This window comes from Paenibacillus sp. KS1 (assembly GCF_001680695.1).
Taxonomy (GTDB): Bacteria; Bacillota; Bacilli; order Paenibacillales; family Paenibacillaceae; genus Paenibacillus_B; species Paenibacillus_B suaedae.
Window position 1 is genome coordinate 37,938 of the sequence record NZ_MAIS01000030.1, and the last position, 20,907, is coordinate 58,844.

The 20,907-nt window shown below is 45.8% G+C and carries 12 protein-coding genes; 11 read left to right on the forward strand and 1 reads right to left on the reverse strand.

What is annotated here, in order from left to right; translation table 11 throughout:
* Window positions 1–87 precede the first annotated feature (87 nt).
* Window positions 88–807: a Crp/Fnr family transcriptional regulator gene (locus BBG47_RS12280; protein ID WP_021253026.1), complete on the reverse strand. Its 720-nt coding sequence runs from the start codon at window positions 805–807 to the stop codon at window positions 88–90.
* Window positions 808–1,218: 411 nt separating this feature from the next.
* On the opposite strand from BBG47_RS12280, the gene adhE reads away from it, so the two are divergent.
* From adhE to BBG47_RS12335, 11 genes are all read left to right on the forward strand, one after another.
* Window positions 1,219–3,846 carry a bifunctional acetaldehyde-CoA/alcohol dehydrogenase gene (gene adhE / locus BBG47_RS12285; protein ID WP_065291931.1) on the forward strand — a complete coding sequence of 876 codons (2,628 nt, stop codon included), beginning with the start codon at window positions 1,219–1,221 and terminating at the stop codon, window positions 3,844–3,846.
* Between the two features lie 501 nt (window positions 3,847–4,347).
* Window positions 4,348–6,615: a formate C-acetyltransferase gene (gene pflB / locus BBG47_RS12290; RefSeq protein ID WP_065291932.1), complete on the forward strand. Its 2,268-nt coding sequence runs from the start codon at window positions 4,348–4,350 to the stop codon at window positions 6,613–6,615.
* A 181-nt stretch (window positions 6,616–6,796) separates the two neighbouring features.
* Complete coding sequence (gene pflA / locus BBG47_RS12295) at window positions 6,797–7,528, forward strand: pyruvate formate-lyase-activating protein (protein ID WP_065291933.1); 732 nt, start codon at window positions 6,797–6,799, stop codon at window positions 7,526–7,528.
* A 469-nt stretch (window positions 7,529–7,997) separates the two neighbouring features.
* Window positions 7,998–9,638, forward strand: coding sequence for a DUF4855 domain-containing protein (locus BBG47_RS12300; protein ID WP_254659811.1), 1,641 nt, complete (start codon window positions 7,998–8,000; stop codon window positions 9,636–9,638).
* Window positions 9,639–9,939: 301 nt separating this feature from the next.
* Window positions 9,940–11,301, forward strand: a complete 1,362-nt coding sequence (locus BBG47_RS12305) for an ABC transporter substrate-binding protein (RefSeq protein ID WP_065291934.1) — start codon at window positions 9,940–9,942, stop codon at window positions 11,299–11,301.
* A 128-nt stretch (window positions 11,302–11,429) separates the two neighbouring features.
* A complete protein-coding gene (locus BBG47_RS12310) occupies window positions 11,430–12,314 on the forward strand; it encodes a carbohydrate ABC transporter permease (protein ID WP_021253020.1) in 885 nt (294 codons plus the stop codon).
* 2 nt (window positions 12,315–12,316) lie between these two features.
* A complete protein-coding gene (locus BBG47_RS12315; protein WP_065291947.1) occupies window positions 12,317–13,144 on the forward strand; it encodes a carbohydrate ABC transporter permease in 828 nt (275 codons plus the stop codon).
* 90 nt (window positions 13,145–13,234) lie between these two features.
* Window positions 13,235–15,163 carry a cache domain-containing sensor histidine kinase gene (locus tag BBG47_RS12320; RefSeq protein WP_065291935.1) on the forward strand — a complete coding sequence of 643 codons (1,929 nt, stop codon included), beginning with the start codon at window positions 13,235–13,237 and terminating at the stop codon, window positions 15,161–15,163.
* Complete coding sequence (locus BBG47_RS12325) at window positions 15,160–16,761, forward strand: response regulator (RefSeq protein WP_065291936.1); 1,602 nt, start codon at window positions 15,160–15,162, stop codon at window positions 16,759–16,761. The genes BBG47_RS12320 and BBG47_RS12325 overlap by 4 nt, the downstream gene beginning before the upstream one ends.
* A gap of 58 nt (window positions 16,762–16,819) precedes the next feature.
* Window positions 16,820–18,460, forward strand: a complete 1,641-nt coding sequence (gene nagZ, locus BBG47_RS12330; RefSeq protein WP_083189254.1) for a beta-N-acetylhexosaminidase — start codon at window positions 16,820–16,822, stop codon at window positions 18,458–18,460.
* Between the two features lie 244 nt (window positions 18,461–18,704).
* A complete protein-coding gene (locus BBG47_RS12335) occupies window positions 18,705–20,807 on the forward strand; it encodes a stalk domain-containing protein (RefSeq protein ID WP_065291937.1) in 2,103 nt (700 codons plus the stop codon).
* Window positions 20,808–20,907: the final 100 nt, after the last annotated feature.

A 20,907-nucleotide genomic window follows, 5' to 3' on the forward strand; every position in this document is an offset into this window, starting at 1 on the left:
ATCGGGAAACCGTTAGCAGTACCCTATCTGTAGAGGTAAACAGAAGTAAGGCCCTCATGCCATGAGCTTGCATGAGGGCGTTTTGTATTAGATGCGGCAAATTTCATTCGGGCACATTTCACAATGACATACTTCCCGCAGGTGTTCTAATTCGCGAATGACAATCATACCATTCTCATATTCAATAACATCGCGTTTGCGAAGATCGCTTAGCATACGATTGACGCTCTCACGAGTAGCGCCGATCATATTCGATAGATCGGTATGTGTAATTTTTTTGTTGATCAGGAGACCGCCGTCTTCTAATTCTTCACCGTAAGTATTGGACAATCTGATGAGAGTGGAGCATAGCGCGCCTGGTTTACCATACATCATTAGATCGCGGAACTTGGTCTGAGTCAGGCGGTGATGGATCCCCATCCACTTCATGAAATCAATTGAGAAGTCGCAGTGCTGGCATATGAGAATCTCAATATCCTTCTGCTCAATAAGCAATACCTCAGCTTCTTCAAGGACTTCCGCTGTGAAAGTGTGCTTTGTACTATGGAATGGATCAACTTGGCCGACCAAATCCCCAGCTTGATACATGTACAGAATTAGCTCTTTGCCTTCATCTGTAGACTTTGTGATTTTTACACGTCCGCTCTTCAGGAGGAACAGCTTATCAGATAGATCTCCTTCCCAGAAGAGATGAGAGCTGTCAGGATAGGTACGTTCTTTACCGATATTGATTAATCGTTCTACATTCTGTTCTGAGAAACAAGAGGTATTGCAGGGCTCTCCAAATTTGTCGGTGATGTTAGTCACTCTGTTCCCCTCCAATTTACATATTTCAAATTTTAGTAATTTTGACCCAAAGAATTCCATGTGACAAGTTTCACTATATGAATACGTATTACTATCATGGATGTTCCGCACGCAGTTGTCAATTTATTTACGATTAAAATTATTTACAGTTTGGTTAAATCGAGTGATTAATATCACGCCAATCAAATAAAATCGGGGAGAAATAAAAAATAAGTAAAATCAATCAGTGTTGTGAAATTAATCACATACTAACACACGAAAGATGGATACAATGAAAGTGTGAAATGATTCACAAACAATTGTAACCAACACGAACCTCAGAAAAGGACCGTAACAGAACAGCAGACACACCGTATAGAGAAACCCTTTCTTAGGTTCATTGCAAGGTATCCATGAATGGAGGCGGAGAGAATGGCGACAAAACAAGAAACGAAACCAACTGTAGAGAAAAAAACGGAGCAAGTCGATGTTACGAAGCACATTCAGCAACTGATTGACCGCGCTAATAAGGCGCAGGAAGCATTTATGGACATGAACCAAGAGCAGATCGACAAGGTCGTACAGCAAATGGCACTCGCTGGCTTGGATAAGCATATGATGCTTGCCAAGATGGCTGTTGAAGAAACGGGTCGCGGTGTGTATGAAGATAAAATTACGAAAAACATTTTCGCAACTGAATATATCCACAACTATATCAAGTATGACAAAACGGTAGGTGTCATCGAGGACAATCCGCAGGGTGCTTATATGAAGATTGCGGAACCGGTTGGAATTGTCATGGGGATTACGCCGGTAACGAACCCAACTTCAACAACCATGTTCAAGGCGCTCATCGCGATAAAGACACGCAACCCGATTATTTTCGGCTTCCATCCATCCGCTCAGAAATGCAGTGCGGAAGCAGCTCGAATCCTGCATGAGGCAGCGGTGAAATATGGTGCTCCTGAGCATTGTATCCAATGGATTGAGTATCCGTCGATGGATGCGACTAACGGCTTGATGAACCACCCTGATGTGGCGCTAATCCTGGCGACAGGCGGTGCTGGTATGGTTCGCTCCGCTTATAGCTGCGGCAAGCCTGCCTTAGGCGTTGGCCCAGGCAACGTGCCGTGCTTCATCGAGAAGACGGCTGATCTGAATCAAGCGGTAACGGATTTGATTCTGTCCAAGACGTTCGATAATGGCATGATCTGCGCATCCGAGCAAGCTGTCATCATTGAAGAGCCGATTTACGCGCAAACGAAGAAAATGATGACCGCTCAGGGCTGCTACTTCTTGAACAAGGAAGAGACCGGCAAGCTCCAAGCGATGGCAATGAAGACAGACACCTGTGCGGTGAATCCGAACATCGTGGGCCAATCTGCGAAGAAGATTGCTGAGATGGCCGGACTTCAAGTACCAGATACAACGAAGATACTTGTAGCTGAGCTGGATGGTGTGGGGCCGAAGTTCCCACTGTCTGCAGAGAAGCTGAGCCCCGTGCTTGCTTGCTACAAGGTGAAGACCGCAGAAGAAGGCGTTGACCGCGCGGCTGAAATTGTGGCATTTGGCGGTATGGGTCACTCTTCGGTCATCCACTCGAATGATGACGAGGTAATTCGTAAGTTCGCCGACCGTCTGCAAACGGGCCGCATTCTGGTCAACTCTCCTTCTACTCATGGCGCGATTGGAGACTTGTACAACACCAATATTCCTTCGTTGACACTTGGCTGCGGATCGTATGGCCGCAACTCAACTTCTTCGAACGTAACAGCGGTCAATTTGCTGAATATTAAACGGGTGGCGAAGCGTACAGTGAATATGCAATGGTTCAAGGTGCCAAATAAGATTTACTTCGAGAAGGGTGCAACGCAATACTTGGCGAAGATGCCGGATATTAGCCGTGTCATGATTGTTACCGACCCAATGATGGTGAAGCTGGGCTACGTGGAGAAGCTGGAATACTATTTGCGTCAACGCCGCAACCCAGTCGTCATTGAAGTGTTCTCGGATGTCGAGCCAGATCCTTCGACGAAGACAGTGGAACGCGGTACAGAAATGATGCTCAGCTTCGAGCCAGACTGCATTATCGCCTTGGGCGGCGGCTCGCCGATGGATGCAGCGAAGGGCATGTGGCTGTTCTACGAACATCCAGATGCTGAATTCGATAACCTGAAGCAGAAGTTCTTAGACATCCGCAAGCGTACATTCAAATATCCACGTCTTGGCCAGAAGGCGAAGTTCGTCGCAATTCCAACGACTTCGGGTACTGGTTCGGAAGTAACCTCGTTCGCGGTTATTACGGATAAGGAAAAAGGTAACACGAAATATCCGCTTGCTGATTATGAGCTGACGCCGGACGTAGCGATTATTGACCCAGAGTTCGTGTACAGCTTGCCGAAGACGGCAGTTGCTGATACGGGAATGGACGTTTTGACGCACGCGATTGAAGCGTATGTATCGGTGATGGCAAGCGACTATACTGATGGTCTGGCAATAAAGGCCATTCAGCTCGTGTTCGAGAACTTGGTGAAATCTCATCATGAAGCATGTCCGAAAGCGCGCGAGAAAATGCACAACGCATCGACACTTGCTGGTATGGCATTCGCGAATGCGTTCCTAGGCATCAACCACAGCTTGGCGCATAAATGGGGAGCGCAATACCATACTGCACATGGTCGCACGAATGCGATTCTCATGCCGCATGTCATTCGTTACAACGCGAAAAAGCCTACGAAGTACGCTTCGTTCCCGAAATATGACCACTTCGTAGCTGATGAGCGCTACGCGGAAATTGCACGCATCCTCGGTCTTCCATGCCGCACAACGGAAGAGGGTGTGAACAGCCTTATCAACGCAATTCGGGAATTGAACCGCGAACTGGGTATTCCAGAATCGTTCCAAGCAATTGGCTTCGATGCCAAGGACTTCGAATCCAATGTTGATTACTTGGCAGACCGCGCCTTTGAAGACCAATGTACAACAGCGAATCCGAAGCTTCCACTCGTAACAGAGTTGGCTGATGTATATCGGAACGCATTCTATGGACGATTTGAATAAGTAAGAATGATACGATAGCAGGGCAGTGGGCAGCGGGGGAGATCTTCCCCGCTGTCTTTGTTGTTTATCAACTACTGAACTCATTGCTTATAAAGCGGTAAACGAGTGCTAATCAAGTGCTAAGCACCTGCAAAAAGCAGGGCAGCAGTGGAGATTACAACATTTTGAATTATATTATGTGAAAAAAATCATTTGCCTAGCTTATATTGTGATAAATATCACATAATTGAAAGTGTGAAAAGAGGTACAATGAAGGCGTAGCAAGGGAGGAACGAAAAAGGTTCAGAATTCGCCTCTAAAAAACTTGCTGCATAGCCTCACTCGGCATTACGAAAAGGCAGCTATCGAACGAATGCGAAAGATAAGATAACCGCCTTGCAGCCTTTTTCGTGAAAATCATCACAAGCAATGTGAAATGGGAACGAGAACATCTTGCTGGGTGTGTGCTTTCAATTCGATTACAACACATACAGAAAAACAAACATGTATGGAGGGATTACGATGTCGGTGATGGAAAAGAACATGACAGAAACAAATGAAATGAATCCTTGGCGTGGATTCAAAGCAGGCAAATGGCAAACTCACGTGGATGTCCCGAACTTCTTGGACGGACACATCAAGCCTTACTTGGGCGATGAAGCATTCTTGGCAGGCCCAACGCAAAACACGAAGGATCTGTGGGATATCGTGAGCCAGCTCTCCAAAGAAGAACGTGAACGCGGTGGTGTATGGGATGTTGATGTTAACACGCCTTCAACGATCGTATCGCACAAACCGGGATACTTAGATAAAGAAAAAGAAAAAGTAGTAGGTGTACAAACGGATGCTCCGTTCCGCCGCTCGATTCAACCATTTGGCGGTATTAAGATGATGATCGATGCTTGTAAAGCATACGGCTTCGAAATGCCGGAAGATGTTATCAAAATTTTCACAGACATTCGCAAAACACACAACCAAGGCGTATTCGATGCTTATACATCCGACATGCGCATGGCGCGTAAAGCTGGTATTATCACAGGCTTGCCAGATGCTTACGGCCGCGGCCGCATCATCGGTGACTACCGCCGTGTAGCGCTGTACGGTATAGACTTCTTGATTAAACAAAAGAAAAACGATCTGAAGAATCTTGAGCTGGATGCAATGGATGAAGTTACTATCCGTGACCGTGAAGAAATTTCAGAACAAATTCGCGCACTCGCTGAATTGAAAGAAATGGCTGCAATGCACGGTATGGACATTTCGAAACCAGCTGTCAACGCACAAGAGGCGTTCCAATGGGTATACTTCGGTTACTTGGCAGCCATCAAAGAACAGAACGGTGCAGCAATGTCCCTTGGTCGTGTATCCTCGTTCCTCGATGTGTATGTGGAACGCGATATTCAAGAAGGTACTTTGACAGAGCAAGAAGCTCAAGAATTGGTTGACCATTTCATTATGAAATTGCGTATCGTTAAATTCTTGCGCACACCTGCTTACAACGACCTGTTCAGCGGTGACCCAACTTGGGTAACAGAATCGATCGGTGGTATGGCTTCTGACGGTACAACACGTGTAACGAAGAACAGCTTCCGTTTCTTGCATTCCTTGTACAACTTGGGACCTGCTCCAGAGCCTAACTTGACTGTATTGTGGTCGACAAAGCTTCCTGAAGCGTTCAAGAAGTATTGTGCGAAAGTATCGATTGAAACAAGCTCCATTCAATATGAAAATGACGACCTGATGCGTCCAATCTACGGCGACGACTACGGTATCGCATGTTGTGTATCTGCAATGCGCATCGGTAAGCAAATGCAGTTCTTCGGCGCTCGCGCCAACTTGGCGAAATGCTTGTTGTACGCCATCAACGGCGGTAAAGATGAGAAGCTTGGCTTGCAAGTAGGTCCAGAGCTTCCTCCAATCACTAGCGATGTATTGAACTACGACGAGGTTGTGAAACGCTTCAAGCAGATGATGGAATGGCTCGCGAAGTTGTACATGAACACACTGAACGTGATTCACTTCATGCACGATAAATATTGCTATGAGCGCATTGAGATGGCGCTGCATGATAAAGAAATCTTGCGCACAATGGCTTGCGGTATTGCCGGCTTGTCGGTAGCAGCTGACTCCTTGAGTGCAATCAAATATGCTAAGGTAACACCGATTCGCAACGAAGAAGGCATCGCCGTTGACTTCCAAATCGAAGGTGAATATCCTTGCTACGGTAACAACGATGATCGCGTAGACAGCATCGCTGTTGAACTGGTTGAATCGTTCATGAACATGATTCGCAAGCATAAAGCTTATCGTAATGCATTGCCAACACAATCGGTACTGACGATTACGTCGAACGTTGTGTACGGTAAGAAGACAGGTACAACTCCTGACGGACGTAAAGCTGGCGAACCGTTCGCTCCAGGCGCGAACCCAATGCATGGCCGTGATAAGAAGGGTGCGCTCGCATCGCTTAGCTCGGTAGCGAAGCTTCCATATGAGCACAGCTTGGATGGAATCTCGAACACATTCTCTATCGTACCTAAGGCGCTTGGTAAAGAACTTGATGTTCGCAAATCCAACCTCGTATCGATGATGGATGGATACTTCGGCAGCAATGCACACCATCTGAACGTTAACGTGTTCGACCGTGAACAGCTGATGGACGCGATGGAACATCCAGAGAACTACCCGCAATTGACAATTCGCGTTTCGGGTTATGCAGTTAACTTCATCAAACTGACTCGCGAGCAGCAATTGGATGTAATCAACCGCACATTCCATGGTTCGATGTAAGAACCTTCTGAACGGTTGAAATTGAAGTAAGTTGAGCAATGTAAAGGATATACTCGATATTTGATAAGTAAAGGGGCGCAACTACACCACATGCCTAGTACCTCTCGGTCAATGGCTGGGAGGGAGCGCCCCTCTTGTCATGTAAGCAGGTTGTAATGGGCTGGAGAGGAAAGTGATAGAGATGATCGGACGTATTCACTCGTTAGAAACATTCGGTACCGTTGATGGACCTGGCATACGATTTATTTTATTCATGCAGGGGTGCGCGCTCAAATGCCAATATTGCCATAACCGCGATACATGGAGCTTAGGTGACGGCAAAGAAATGACACTTGAGGAAGTACTTGCTGAAATTGAACCATACTTGCCTTATTACCGCAGCTCTGGAGGCGGTTTGACCGTATCGGGCGGGGAGCCAACGCTGCAGGCTGCATTCGTTAGAGAGCTATTCCGTGAAGTGAAGCAGCGCTGGGATCTGCATACAACCCTGGATTCGAACGGTTTCAACGAAGTAGCGAAGCTCGAAGAATTGATGAATGTTACGGATCTAGTACTGCTGGATATTAAGCATATTAACAATGAGAAGCATATTGCACTTACAGGTGTGCCGAATGCACGTACGCTGGATACGGCGCGTTGGTTATCTGAGCATGGCAAGAAAATGTGGATTCGACACGTATTCGTACCGACGATTAACGACAATGAAGAGGACTTGCTTGAACTGGGTCGTTTTATCGGTACACTGCAAGGTGTTGAGAAATTCGAAATCCTGCCGTACCATCAAATGGGCGTATACAAGTGGGAACAGCTAGGTGAGAAGTATCCGCTTGAAGGGATTCCTTCCCCGACTGCAGAAGAGGTGGAGCGTGCTTATGCGCTTATTGAGAAGGGCCGCGGGCAGACGAGCGTATAGTGTATTTCATATCTATTTATATAGGAAGAGAGATGACTTGCCTAGCAGGGAAGAGGTCATCTCTTTTTTTGTTGCAATTGTTGAAAGAGTGTTCACTTAGAACGTGCATTCAATAGTATTGTGTGTAAAATGATCGAAAAGAACTATTTCTATAATGGAAGGAAAAAACTATAATGCGCTGTAAGGATAAAAAAAAGGAAATTTCCCTAATCTATAATGGAAGCGCTATCATATAAAATATTTTATCGCCAAACATATATGCTGTTGAAATGCATTCTATTGTCCTCATGACTAGTAGGTGAAGAGATGCTGTTAGCTACTGGTTCAACATAGAAAGGGCAACAGGCATCATGAGGGATCAACTTTCTTGGATGAATTTATGAATAGAGGAGGTATGATTGCAGCTTAATCATTAGATGATTCAGGGCCGTATTCTTCGAAAATGAACGAGTATAGGGGGATATTGATTATGAAGAAAAAGATGACAGCACTTGTCCTTAGCATGATGCTGGTATTGTTGTCAATCATTCCGAACATGCCGAATGCCCAAGCGGCACCACAGCTCCGCAATCTTGCACCGAGTTCTACCTACACATGGTCGGAAGCGCCGGAATCGAATTATCCAGATCCGGGCAATAAACTGACTAATGGCGTTAAGGGCGCTGCGAATGTGACGGATCCAGCGTGGGTCGGGCACATTAAGAAGAAGGCGCGGGAAGTCACGTTTGACTTTGGTCAACGGAAATCGATTGCAAGTGTTAGGGCGCACTTCCTTCAAGATTGGCCGGCTTCAGCGATTTTGTTTCCATTGAGCGTATCTATATATGTGTCAGATGATAGTGTGAATTGGGGAATTGTCGGACACAAAGCAACGGAACGTGGCTGGATGAATGGCCCTCCGATTGATCAAACCTATGTATGGGATGGCAGCAAAGATGGGGTTGCAGGCGGAGGACAAGGTGCTACGATGGCCTATGCACGCTACGTGAAGGTTGTGTTCTCGATGCATCCACGGGCATGGACATTTATAGATGAGATTGAAATTATGGGAACAGACGGCAAGGCTGACGGGGCAGTTGTTGTGAATATGAAGCCGTTCGAATTCCAGTACCCAGGCGTCGACACTGCTGGAATCCGTAATTTATCACTTGTCTACAATGGGTATTATCCTGACGTTCCTGCGTGGACAAAAGACAGCCTGATTCCGGAAATTGGTTACGTGAATCAAGCCGGACAAGTTCAGGATTGGTTCTTTGATGGTGTGTTGATGCTGGGTCTCCAATCTCCGGCGGGTCGTGATTTCGGGAAGGATTCACTCCTGACGGATTGGCAATGGTACCTGGATAAAACATTTGGCGCTCAAGGCGACTTGAAGCAGCTGAATGAAGCTACGAAGGAAGTAGGAATCCAACTCGGACAGCCGAACCACAAAACAAAGGTTGTCATGATGCTCCCAAATTCTGGAGAGAACACGACGAATTTCGGTGATATTGACGGTGACGGCATTACGGAGAACTTTAGTGAAGCCAGCGTAGGCATAGAGAAAGCCTTGGCGACACGCCAGAAGGCAGTCAGATGGTGGTTGCAAGAGGTACAAAACCGCTGGAATGCGAACAACTACTCCAACCTTGAGCTGGTTGGCATGTACTGGGTGGATGAAGAAGTTAGCTGGTCCAAGTCAGCCCCAGACTTCCTGCGGATGATGAACTCGGATGTTCATGCAAGAGGGCTGAAATCGTTCTGGATCCCTCATTCCTTGACCTATAAGAGTTTTATATGGAAGGACGCAGGCTTCGATGCAGCGACGTACCAGCCGAACTACTTTTTTGAAGATTTATCAATTGATCGTCTTGTAGATGGGATTCAAACGGCCAAACGATATGGCATGGGTGTGGAAGTCGAGTTCGACAATCGTATGCTAACGGATAATACGTTCCGGAGCCGATTCAATGAATATATGAACGCAGGCTATCAATATGGATTCGCAGGGAAAGGCTTTACTGCGTATTATAAAGGAAGCGGGCCGGTTCTGCGCGATGCAGCGAGCAGCACGAATCCGATTATACGTGAACTGTATGATAGGCTGTACAATTTCACAAGAGGGAATTAAATAGAGGATGCAAATGAAATAGCTCATATTCATTCACCTGCTCTACAAAAAATTGTATTGCGTGAGCTGAATTGGGAAGTTACTAGACAAGCAAATATGCTAGGTGTTTCATAAATTGGCGGTCAAATCCTCAAACCGAGGTTTTGATCGCTGTTTTATTTTATCCCTCAATCGTTAGAGGATTTTATCCCCCAATAGTAAAAATGTCGTCCTTACAGGAAGGACATTGTCGAATTATAATAAAAGCGTACCAAACAACAAGAAGATACTGGCAGACAAAAACATACGGGAGGGTCCTTACATGAAAAAAGGATTGGTAATGATTCTGACGCTTCTGTTCATCGCAACGACAGCGCTTACAGGATGCGGATCAAAGTCAGAGAGTGGTTCTGAGAAGCCAGCGAACCAAGCTGGTGAAGATAAAAAGGTTGAACCATTTGAGCTTACTCTTCGTCATACGCAGCTGGGTGATTCAAAGAAAAATCGCTTCGCTATCTTGCAAGATGTTGTAAAGAAGACAGAATCCGAAGTTCCAGGTCTAACAATTAAGCTTGACGGTGTTGACTCTGAGGTTAACCGCAAAGAGAAGCTTCGTGCAGAAATGGGAAGCGGATCTCCTCCAGATATCTTTGATGCCTTCGGTAACCCAGACGTGAAATTGTACGCGGAGAATGGACTTATACTTGATGTAGCTCCGATTCTGGATGAGCTTGGATTGAAGGACAAGTTCCAATCTCTTGCACAATGGACAGTAGAAGACAAGATCTACGGTTTACCAATCGGTGCTTCAATTGAAGGTTACTTCTATAACAAAGACTATTTCGCTGAAAAAGGAATTCAAATTCCTAAAACATTGGCTGAGCTTGAAGCAATCGCTGAAAAAGTAAAGGCTGACGGCAAAATTCCATTCGCAATTGGCTCCAAGGATGCTTGGGTGCCATTGATGACAACAAACACGTTGTGGTCCTACTACGGCGGTGCGGATATTACTTCCGGATTTGCGAAAGGAACAACGAAGTGGAACGATCCAAAAATGGTAGAAGCATTTGCGAAACACCAAGATTGGATCAAGAAAGGCTACTTCAAAAAAGGCGAGCTTGGTCTCGACTATGCAACACAACGCACACAGTTGGTTAATGGCGAAGCCATTATGATGTTCGACGGATCTTGGGCATCTTCCGTATTCGCTGATGCAACACAATCCGGTAAATTGCATAACAAGGCTGGCTTCTTTATGATGCCTCCGGCTAAAGAAGGCGACGGATACAGCGTAATGTTCGATTCGAACAATGGTTATGCATTCTCTTCCAAGATTGCTGAAGATCCACGCAAGATGGAAGCGGTGAAAGCGTTCATCAAGAACCTTTACAATGAAGACATGCAATTGCGCGGCTTGAAGGAAGATGGCGTTATCCCTACATTGAAGATTGACCAGGCGAAGCTGGATACAGCTGCCGAAGGCAATGATTTGCTTAAAGCGATTATGGCTCAAATGAAAGACGTGAAATTCACATGGCCTGCATTTGACGCACTCGTTCAAGCGGATGTGAATACTGCACTCGGTCAACAGCTCCAAAAAATGATTAGCGGCGAAGCTGAACCGCAAGCGGCTCTGGATGCCGTGCAAAAAGTACAAGAAGAAGCGAACGCAGCATCGAAATAAGATAAATAAAAAGCAAGCTTGACCACAATGAGCACCACCTGTCCGTATCGGGGGGTGGTGCTCATTTATCATCCTGAGCAGCAGTCAACCAGTATGATTACGATGTGGGACGGACGGAGGGAAATCATATGAACAAAGCATTAAGAAACCCCTTAACATATGTGTTATTTTTGCTTCCTACGCTCGTTTTGTTCATCGCATTCTTTATATACCCGGTAATCAATGCGATTTACTACAGCTTTACGAGTTGGAACGGAATATCGAAGGACGTTACATTTATTGGCTTTGACAACTATCTCAATGTGATGAGTAAGCCAGACTTTTGGGAATCGGTGAAGAACAATGGATACTTTATTTTGTTCTCTTTGTTAGTCCAAGTCCCGTTAATCATTTTCTTCTCACTGCTCATCTCCAATGTCAAGCGTTTGAAAGGATTGTACAAGACAGCAGTATTCATGCCGTCTGTTATGTCCACGGCCGTCATCGGTATTTTGTGGGGCTTCATTTACGATCCGGACACAGGGCTTCTTAACAAGCTGTTAGGTTTGTTCGGTATCGATCCGCTTATGTGGCTGGCAGACAAGAAAACGGCAATGATTTCGATCTTGATTACGAACGCTTGGCAGTGGACCGGTTTCTACATTGTTATGGTGTTGGCTGCAATTCTAGCGATTCCGAAAGATCTTGACGAAGCAGCGATGATTGATGGCGCAACTGGCGTTCAACGTGCGATGCGCATTACGATTCCGCTTATTATGCCGATCATCTCCGTGGTTATTATGCTATCGATCGCAGGTGCAATGAAGGCGGCAGATATCGTCATCGTTATGACCAAGGGCGGCCCGGCAGGGGCAACCGATGTTATGGCAACATATATGATCAAGCATTCGATTACAAGCTTCAAATATGGCTATGGGAACAGCATCGCAGTCCTTATCTTCGTGTTCACGCTCATCGTTACTGTGCTTTACCAAGTACTTATTGCGCGTAGAACGGAAAGGATTGAATACTAATGATGAAACAGCTGAAAAAGGGCACCCCTCATATTTTCCTACTGTTGTATTTGGCGGTTATTCTATTCCCATTCCTGTTTGTCTTGTTCTCATCGGTAAAGACAGACAACGGAGCCATTGCAGCGAATCCATTCGGTTTGCCGACAGAATTTGCTTGGGATAACTATGTGAAAGCTTGGGTCAATGCCAAAATTAGCACTTATTTCGTAAATAGCTTGTACATTTCACTTGCAGCATCCGTGTCAACGATTCTCATCGCGTCTCTTGCATCCTTTGCGATTACACGTATGCGCTATAAGCAGATGAGTGCAGCAGTGTTCCAGTTTATTTTGCTAGGCTTGCTCATTCCGGGCAATGCATTGCTGCTTCCGATTTACGGCATCTTGAAGAACTTGAACATGCTCGATAAGCACTGGGCCCTATATGTTCCTTACACGGCAGGGGCAATACCATTTACGATTATTATCTTGGCGGCATTTATGCGAAGTCTCCCGTCTGAGATTGAGGAAGCAGCTGTAATTGACGGCTTGAAGGCACCAGGCATTTTCTTCAAAGTCATCTTGCCGTTGACGGTTCCAGCGCTCGTGACTGTATTCATTGTCAACTTCCTCGGCAACTGGAATGAATTCTTGCTCGCAAACTTCTTTATCTCAACAGACAACTTGCGTACACTTCCGGTCGGTATGGTCGGCTTCCGTGATACGTATAACACGAACTACGCGCAGATGGCGGCTGGTATCGTATACAGTGTCGTACCTGTTATGGTCATCTACGCAATCCTGCAAGAGAAAATTATTGAAGGTCTCACAGCAGGCGGGGTTAAGGGCTAATCTTTTCATAGTTTCTGCATGAAATGTAAGCTCTTACGTGTTAATATATTCATAGATGACTAGAGAGAGAGTAAAGGGGTAATGTGCACAATGAATTTACGATTTAAGATGTTTAGTGGATTTATTTTGCTTATCATTATCCCTTTGCTTTTACTTGGAACGATTACATTTGTGATTACATTTAATTTGCTAGAGAAGAAATATAGTGAGCAAGCGCAATTCTCGATGCGGGCCATGAGCCACAGCATCGGCTACATATTCGATGAAATCAATAAAGTATCCGACACAGGCATTGCGAATAACGTCTTCCAGAAGGCGTTGGTATCGCCTAATCCTTACGAACACGATATGGTAAGCTCAAGCGTCGTCAGATATGACGATAATGGAAAGCTTTACTTCGTGGATGAACAGGGGCGGCCAGTCGGAAAGCAAGTTGATGATACGCTAAAAGGCACGGACTATATCCGGATGAACGAACGCCAGCAGAATTTCCGCAAGCTGCTGTTCAACCATCCTGCGATTAGTTATGCCTTTTTGTACAATTTCAGCCCATATGCACAAAGAGAAGGGATTATCCCAATCTTCTCCAAAGACAACTTCAAGGAAATGCCTTTTGATGAATTCAAAAAGCATCCTGTGTTTAAGAAAGTCATGGACTTGAACGGGGTTCCGTTATGGGTCGGGCCAAATGAATTTCCAGAACTGACTGGCTCTGAGCAGGTCTTTACCCAGATTCGAGTTGTAAAGGATCTATCGACGATGAGGCCAATTGGAATATCGATCATCCAGATTAAGAACTGGGATCTCGACACGTTCTTTAACAAGTTTTATACGGCTGATCAGATGGAGAATACGAAGTTCTTTATCGTCAATCGCGATGGGCAGATTCTATACGACAACTCGAAGCAGCTTGCTGGCCATATGATCGCTGATTATGCTTCGAAGCCGATCAAGTTCGAAAATACTTATGTAAGCTACAAGGACAAATTTGGGGAACGCGAAAGTGTGATCACGTACCACCCCATGAGTGATTACGGCTGGTATTTGATCTCCGTGCGCGACTGGAGCTCTCTCTCGAAGGAGATGGTCGTATTTCTGAAATGGGTATCTACCATCCTATTCCTCTGCATCCTTGGAGCGCTGCTGTTCAACCTGTTGTTTACGAACCGAATAACGCGCAACATTACGCGCATCGTTCGATTTATGCGCAGGGTTGAGCATGGTGATCTGAACGCCCGTGTTGATGAAGAGGGCAGAGATGAGCTACGTATGCTCTCGCATGGATTCAATAGTCTCATGGATCGGGTGTCTGGACTTATTGATCAAGTGAAGAATGAGCAGCAGCAGAAGAATAAGGCGGAAATGAGAGTGCTGGAAGCTCAAATTAAACCGCACTTTTTATTTAATACACTTGAATCGATTAATGTGCTGGCAATTCAAAATGAAGGGCGCAAGGTTAGCCAGATGGTTTATCGCCTAGGCAATATTTTACGCATTAGCATTCAGGATAAAGAGGAAATTACGCTTCGCGAAGAACTTGAATATTTGAAGAGCTATCTTGAAATTCAAAAGTTCCGATTCGAAGAGCTGTTCAACTTCGAAATTGACGTACCGGAACACATCATGCACTGCAAGGTGATGAAGCTGACTCTGCAGCCGCTTGTCGAGAACTCAATCCAACACGGATTTGATGGAATTGAGCACACAGGATGGATTCGCATTACCGCATTTGAGGATGAAGATCGCATTCTCATTCGGGTAGAGGATAATGGGATGGGCATGTCGAATGAACAATTAAGAAAGTTCCAATATATGCTCTCCGATGAGCAAAAATCGGTTCTGCCGCAGGAAGAAGAGTCGTACAATACGGAACGTAGGGGACTCGGAGTCCGCAGTGTAGCAGATCGCTTGCGCATTCGATATGGTCCTGGTTATGGATTGTTCATCTGTTCCGCTTCACAGATGGGAACGATGATTCAGTGTGTGATACCGAAATACGAACAGGGTGATACGTTATGAGTGTGAAGGCTTTGCTCATTGATGATGAGGTACCGATTTTGAACAACTTGAAGCTGGTCATCCCGTGGGATGAGCTGAATGTTGAATTGGTAGGCACAGCTCGCAATGGTGTGGAAGGGCTGGAAATGGTGCGGCAGCACGAGCCAGACATTATTTTGTGTGATATTCGTATGCCCGTTATGGACGGTATGGACTTTCTGCGAGAAATTCGTAAAATGGGTTGTGAGGCCGAGGTTATGATGCTGACGGGCTATCAGGAATTCGAGTATGCTCGCATCGCAATGCAGCATGGTGTTCGTGATTATGTACTGAAGCCGATTAACTATGATGAGCTGGAATTGACCGTGAAGAAGCTTGCTGATCTTGTACGCACCCGTCAACTGGAGAAGAAGCTGTCGGAAAGGCGCTGGGGGCGCATGATTAGTCTCGCTTATGAGAAGATGATGTTCGATGTTCTTATGGGATTCTCCACTGGCGCACTTGCGGCCTTCATGGTCGATGAAGAGCAGCCGATTGACAAGCTGGCTTACTCGCTGCTGCTCGTTGACTTGGATGGCTATGCGCAGCAAAGCGCCTCTTGGAGTGACAATGAGCGCAAGCTGTGGAATTTCGCAGTTCGCAACGTGCTGCAGGATGCTATAGTGGATGATTGGAATAAATATGCCGTATTGCAAATGCGTGAAGGGGAGTGGTGCGTACTTCTTCAATGCTATCGTGACCAGCATGAGGTTACTTCGGTCGATATGGCACGCTGGGCACAGGAAATTCAGCAGGCGGTTCGAGGCCATGTGAAGATGACCGTAAGCCTTGCATGGGATAATGGTCCGATCCCTCTCATGAGCTTGGCACATACGTACAAACGCCTGCAGCGTACTCTTATTTTGCATACCGATGATGAACAGCTCGTATCTGTCGATGAAGGCTCAGTAGCAAGACAGGCGGCCTCTGTCTCACAGTGGCAGTTAGTCGAAGATATCGTGGCGGGGATGAAGCAGAATGATCGCTCTAAGGTCGATGACGGAATGCATGCCTTGCAATCCAGCCTGATGTATATGTCTGAGCAGTCCATTGTACGCGCGGAGACGTTCCTTCATTATGTCATCATTCACTTAATTCGTGAGATGAGAGAGTGGGAACTAGTTACACCACAAGAAGAAGAAGCGGTGTGGAATAAGCTTCAGCATATGATGGGCGTCAAGGACTTAATGTGTGCGATTATGGAGTTAGTCGATCATACGAAGGAACACGCGATGAACAAGAAGTCGAGCGAGCTCCTGATGATATCAGCCAAAGACTATATTCACCGCAATTTAGGCTCAGATATCGGCGTCGAAGAAATGGCTGATTACTTAGGAATCAGCTGCAGTTATTTCAGTTTGTTGTTTAAGAATCATTTCGGGGAAACGTTTGTTGAATACGTGACGCGTCAGCGAATGGAGCTGGCGATGTCATTGCTCCGCACAACAGATAAGAGCATTACACAGATTGGTGCACTTGTTGGATATTCAGAAAGACGGTACTTCTCCAAGGTGTTCCAGAAGTACACAGGCAAGAAGCCGACGGAATATCGCGAGGATGCCGTTCAGACGGAAAAATGATAACGCTTAAATGAATCACATCAAGAATTCACGATATGAAGAGGATGGGATGAGTGAGATGAGTAAACTTCAACTGACGCTTGAGCAAAAAATTGGTCAAATGGTGATGTGTGGATTCGCAACGACAGAGGTAAACGATAATATCCGTTCCTTGATTAAGGAGCACCACGTTGGAGGCATTATTTATTTCAAGCGCAACGTAGTTAGCAAAGAGCAAGTAAGTGCGTTATCTCATCATTTGCAAGAGATTTCCGGTGAACAGACGAATATTCCGCTCTTCATTAGTATTGACCAAGAAGGCGGAATGGTAGCACGGATCGATTGGGAGGATATTACGCTAATCCCGGGCAATATGACAATTGGAGCCACGCGCAGTGCTGAGCATGCTTATGAGGCTGCACGTATTTGCGGAGAAGAGATGCTCCGTCTTGGCATTAACATGAACTTCGCACCGAGCTTGGATGTGAACAACAATTCGGAGAATCCTGTCATCGGGGTTCGTTCATACAGTGAACGTCCTGATCTGGTAGCTGAACTTGGAACTGCACAAATTCGCGGCCTGCAAGAGGCAAATGTGGCTGCAACGGCGAAGCATTTCCCAGGACATGGCGACACGGCTGTCGACTCTCATCACGGCCTTGCTGCTGTACCGCATGATGAGGAACGTTTGGTTGCAGTTGAGCTTGCTCCATTTGCTCGTGCGATTCAAGAGGGTGTTGATTGCATTATGACGGCGCATGTCATTTTCCCTGCATTTGAGCCGGATTCCATCCCAGCTACGTTGTCCCATAATGTGCTTACGAAGCTGCTCCGCCACCGCATGGGCTATGATGGCTTGATCGTAACAGATTGCTTGGAAATGCATGCAATTTCGAAGGAAGTTGGTGTGGCTGAAGGTGCGGTGCGCGCAGTTGAAGCCGGTGCTGATATTTTGCTAGTCAGCCATACGTATGAAGAGCAAGTTGCATCGATTCAAGCGCTGTGCGAGGCTGTTCGTACCGGTCGCATCGCTGAATCGCGCATCGACGAATCCATCGATCGTATCATTACCTTGAAAAATAAGCGTCATATGGGCGAAGAGACAGAAGTTCCAGAGGATTTCGCTTCTTATTTCGCTACGCCTGAATCTAAGGCATTGGTTGATCGTATGTTCGAGGACAGTACGACGCTTGTTAAGGATGAGGCTGGTGCACTGCCGCTTGATCGCAGCGCGAAGACGCTTGTGATCTGGCCTCAAGTGCGGACTCGTTCAGAGGTCGATGATCTTATCGTACAGGAATATACGTTGGCATCTGCACTGCAACCACATATGAACGATGTGGAGCTGCTCCGGATTAACAATGATCCAGACCCCGTTGAAGTGGAAGAAATTTTGGCAAGCACAGAAGGATATAGTCAGATTGTGATCCTGACTTACAATCCAGTATCGAAGCTGCATCAAGGACAGGTTGATGTGGTGAATGCATTGTTAGCACGCAGCAATACACGCGTCATTGTTGCATCGACTCGCAATCCATATGATCTGAATCAATTCCCTGATGCACCTACGTACTTGTGCTGCTATGAGAACCGCCCTGCTGCAATGAAAGCTCTGGGGAATGTGCTGCTCGGCCTGCAGGAGCCGAAGGGCAAACTGCCGGTTACGATTTCGGAGCAATACCCATTTGGGCACAGTGCTTCTTACGCGAAACAGCAATAGAACTCATCTCGAGACCTGTACCGATCGATCGGTGCAGGTCTTTTTTCTTGATATGAAGAAAATGTAAAATCACAATGATTTCAGAAAATGAAATGTAAATATTTACTTTCATTTAATATTCCTTAAAAAAAGAATGAAAAAATAGAAACTTTTTACCCAGGAATGCGTCTATAACTATGTTCAATCTACACATTGTATTAACATTTCGAAATATAAACGATGGATGAGGAGTAGGACATTTACTATGAAATCTTGGAAAAAGCTTTTCGTTGCCTGTGTAGCCGCAGTGCAATTGTTCACAGTAGTACCTGTGTTCGCTGCAGAGGGGACGACGAATACTGAGGTAAGTGGTACAGTCGAAACGGATAAGTCTTCAAATACTGCGGAAGACAGCAGCAATCAGGAAGAGAAGCAGCAAGACAACAAGCAAGTTTCGCAGGCACGTGTTCAATCCGTTCTACCTGGGGAATATGATAAGAATGTTGTTGTCCTAATTGCAGACAGCAATAAGATCTATCAAGATGGGATTGAATACACATCTCCACAGCCGATTACGGTCAAGAAGGGCGTTTCCTATATCGCAATTCGTTCACTGATAGATCGCTTTGGATTCAAGCTGGACTTTGATAACAAGACGAAGGAAACGATCATCAAGAACGGTGACAAAGAACTTCGTTACAAAATGGGAAGTGCAGACTATCGGGTAAACGGTGTCTCTACAAAAATGAAGGGCGCTTCTTATATTTCAAATAGCGTATTCATGGTTCCAGTTACATCCGCGATGGATGCAATGGCAATTCCATATAAGTGGGAACAAGCATCGAAGCGCATCATCATTCAGCTTAGCGCTAAGCCAATTGCGAAGTTTAAAGTTGATCAGAAAGACATTATTGCAGGAGAGACTCGTGTTACATTCACAGATCAATCCACGCATCCACGTGGCCGTCAGATTGTTGAAGTAGATTGGGACGGGAATCAAGAAATCTATGACGAGCCAGGCACATATACGATTACACTGCGCGTACGTGATGAGGATGGGGAGTGGAGTGATCCGTATTCCCAGACAATTACGGTTACAAGACCGCATACACCGCCAGTAGCAAGCTTCCGTACGGATAAAACGACATATAAAATGGGTGAACCGATTAAATATGACGATTTAAGTACGGATGAAGAAGATACGGAATTGAAACGCGAGTGGGTGAACAAGCAACCGGCATTCTTCGAGCCGGGCGAGAAGACAATTACGCTGAAAGTGAAGAACAAGTACGGCCTTACGGCTGAAGTAAGCCAAACGATCTCCGTAACGGATGAAGTGCTGTACACGTTCGATGATTTTAACAAATTGTTCACACCACAAGGGGATAAATATCAAGTAGACGCTGGGTCTATTCTTGGTTATAAGGAAATCAAACCAAAAGTGACCGAAGAACGCCGTGCATTGTACCGCGCGAACAGTCCAGAAGAAGTATTGAAAGATGGAATCCTATATCAAGATCGTGTTGCAGGCGGAGCGCGGATTTTTGCTCACCATTTGAATTCGACCAATTATAATATGAAGTTTTACATTTTGGTCACGAACGTATCCGATGATCCGGCTACCTTGACGGTGCAGCACCAAGGCTTTGCAGGGCCTAGTCCCAGTCCGCAAGATACGGGGATGAAGGCGACAATTCGTTATTTCCAATCATTTGAGGATGGCAAAACAACGGAAACAAAGTTGAAGCCGAATGAAACGAAAATTGTAGTACCGGAATTGAGCAATCCTACATTCAAGCCGAGAGATGTGTTTACGTTATATTCGGATTTCTACGGAGATAGTACGCTTGAATATACGATCGTAGCGCTGGATGCGAAGAAGGATGTATTAAAAGAATTCGAGAATTTGCCTCAGCTGCCGATTGACGGGAAGCATATCCGCGGAACATTCGAAAATGCCGATCGGGTGTTCACGGTGGACGAAACAGTTGGTACCAAGGAAGAACGCCTGTTAATCGCAGATAACAATAGCGATAAGTACATTACCGGATCCGACATGATGACGTTTGAAGATCGTCTAAATGCGGGCAATTATGGAGTGTTGTATCGTATCCACTTGAACAAGGTCGCGCCTAACACACTTATCGCCTTCAATTCGCGCGCAGGATCATATACTGGTGCCATATTAGTAAATGGTAAGGCGGTAAATACGCCGAATCAGGGATTGCTAAAAGGTTCGAATGAAGCAAGTGTCGTCTATCGTACAGGAGATTATGAAGAAAAGGTTGAGATTTTATTCTCTCCTGCAGCAGGCAGCAGCTTGCCGGTCAATTTCATATTCATGCCACTTCCGAAGGCGAAGTCTTAACCCAGTAGGAATCTTCTTGTGCATTAGGAATAACCAGAGCACTCATTTTGTATAACATTGAGCCATTTTTTTTGAGAAGGACTGTCTCCGATTTTTGTAG

Excerpts from the sequence above, each read along its gene's own strand:
- BBG47_RS12335 (WP_065291937.1), top strand. The coding sequence starts at position 18,705 with ATGAAATCTTGGAAAAAGCTTTTCGTTGCCTGTGTAGCCGCAGTGCAA.
- BBG47_RS12320 (WP_065291935.1), top strand. The coding sequence starts at position 13,235 with ATGAATTTACGATTTAAGATGTTTAGTGGATTTATTTTGCTTATCATT.
- BBG47_RS12300 (WP_254659811.1), top strand. The coding sequence starts at position 7,998 with ATGAAGAAAAAGATGACAGCACTTGTCCTTAGCATGATGCTGGTATTG.
- adhE (WP_065291931.1), top strand. The coding sequence starts at position 1,219 with ATGGCGACAAAACAAGAAACGAAACCAACTGTAGAGAAAAAAACGGAG.
- BBG47_RS12315 (WP_065291947.1), top strand. The coding sequence starts at position 12,317 with ATGAAACAGCTGAAAAAGGGCACCCCTCATATTTTCCTACTGTTGTAT.
- pflA (WP_065291933.1), top strand. The coding sequence starts at position 6,797 with ATGATCGGACGTATTCACTCGTTAGAAACATTCGGTACCGTTGATGGA.
- nagZ (WP_083189254.1), top strand. The coding sequence starts at position 16,820 with ATGAGTAAACTTCAACTGACGCTTGAGCAAAAAATTGGTCAAATGGTG.
- pflB (WP_065291932.1), top strand. The coding sequence starts at position 4,348 with ATGTCGGTGATGGAAAAGAACATGACAGAAACAAATGAAATGAATCCT.
- BBG47_RS12310 (WP_021253020.1), top strand. The coding sequence starts at position 11,430 with ATGAACAAAGCATTAAGAAACCCCTTAACATATGTGTTATTTTTGCTT.
- BBG47_RS12325 (WP_065291936.1), top strand. The coding sequence starts at position 15,160 with ATGAGTGTGAAGGCTTTGCTCATTGATGATGAGGTACCGATTTTGAAC.
- BBG47_RS12305 (WP_065291934.1), top strand. The coding sequence starts at position 9,940 with ATGAAAAAAGGATTGGTAATGATTCTGACGCTTCTGTTCATCGCAACG.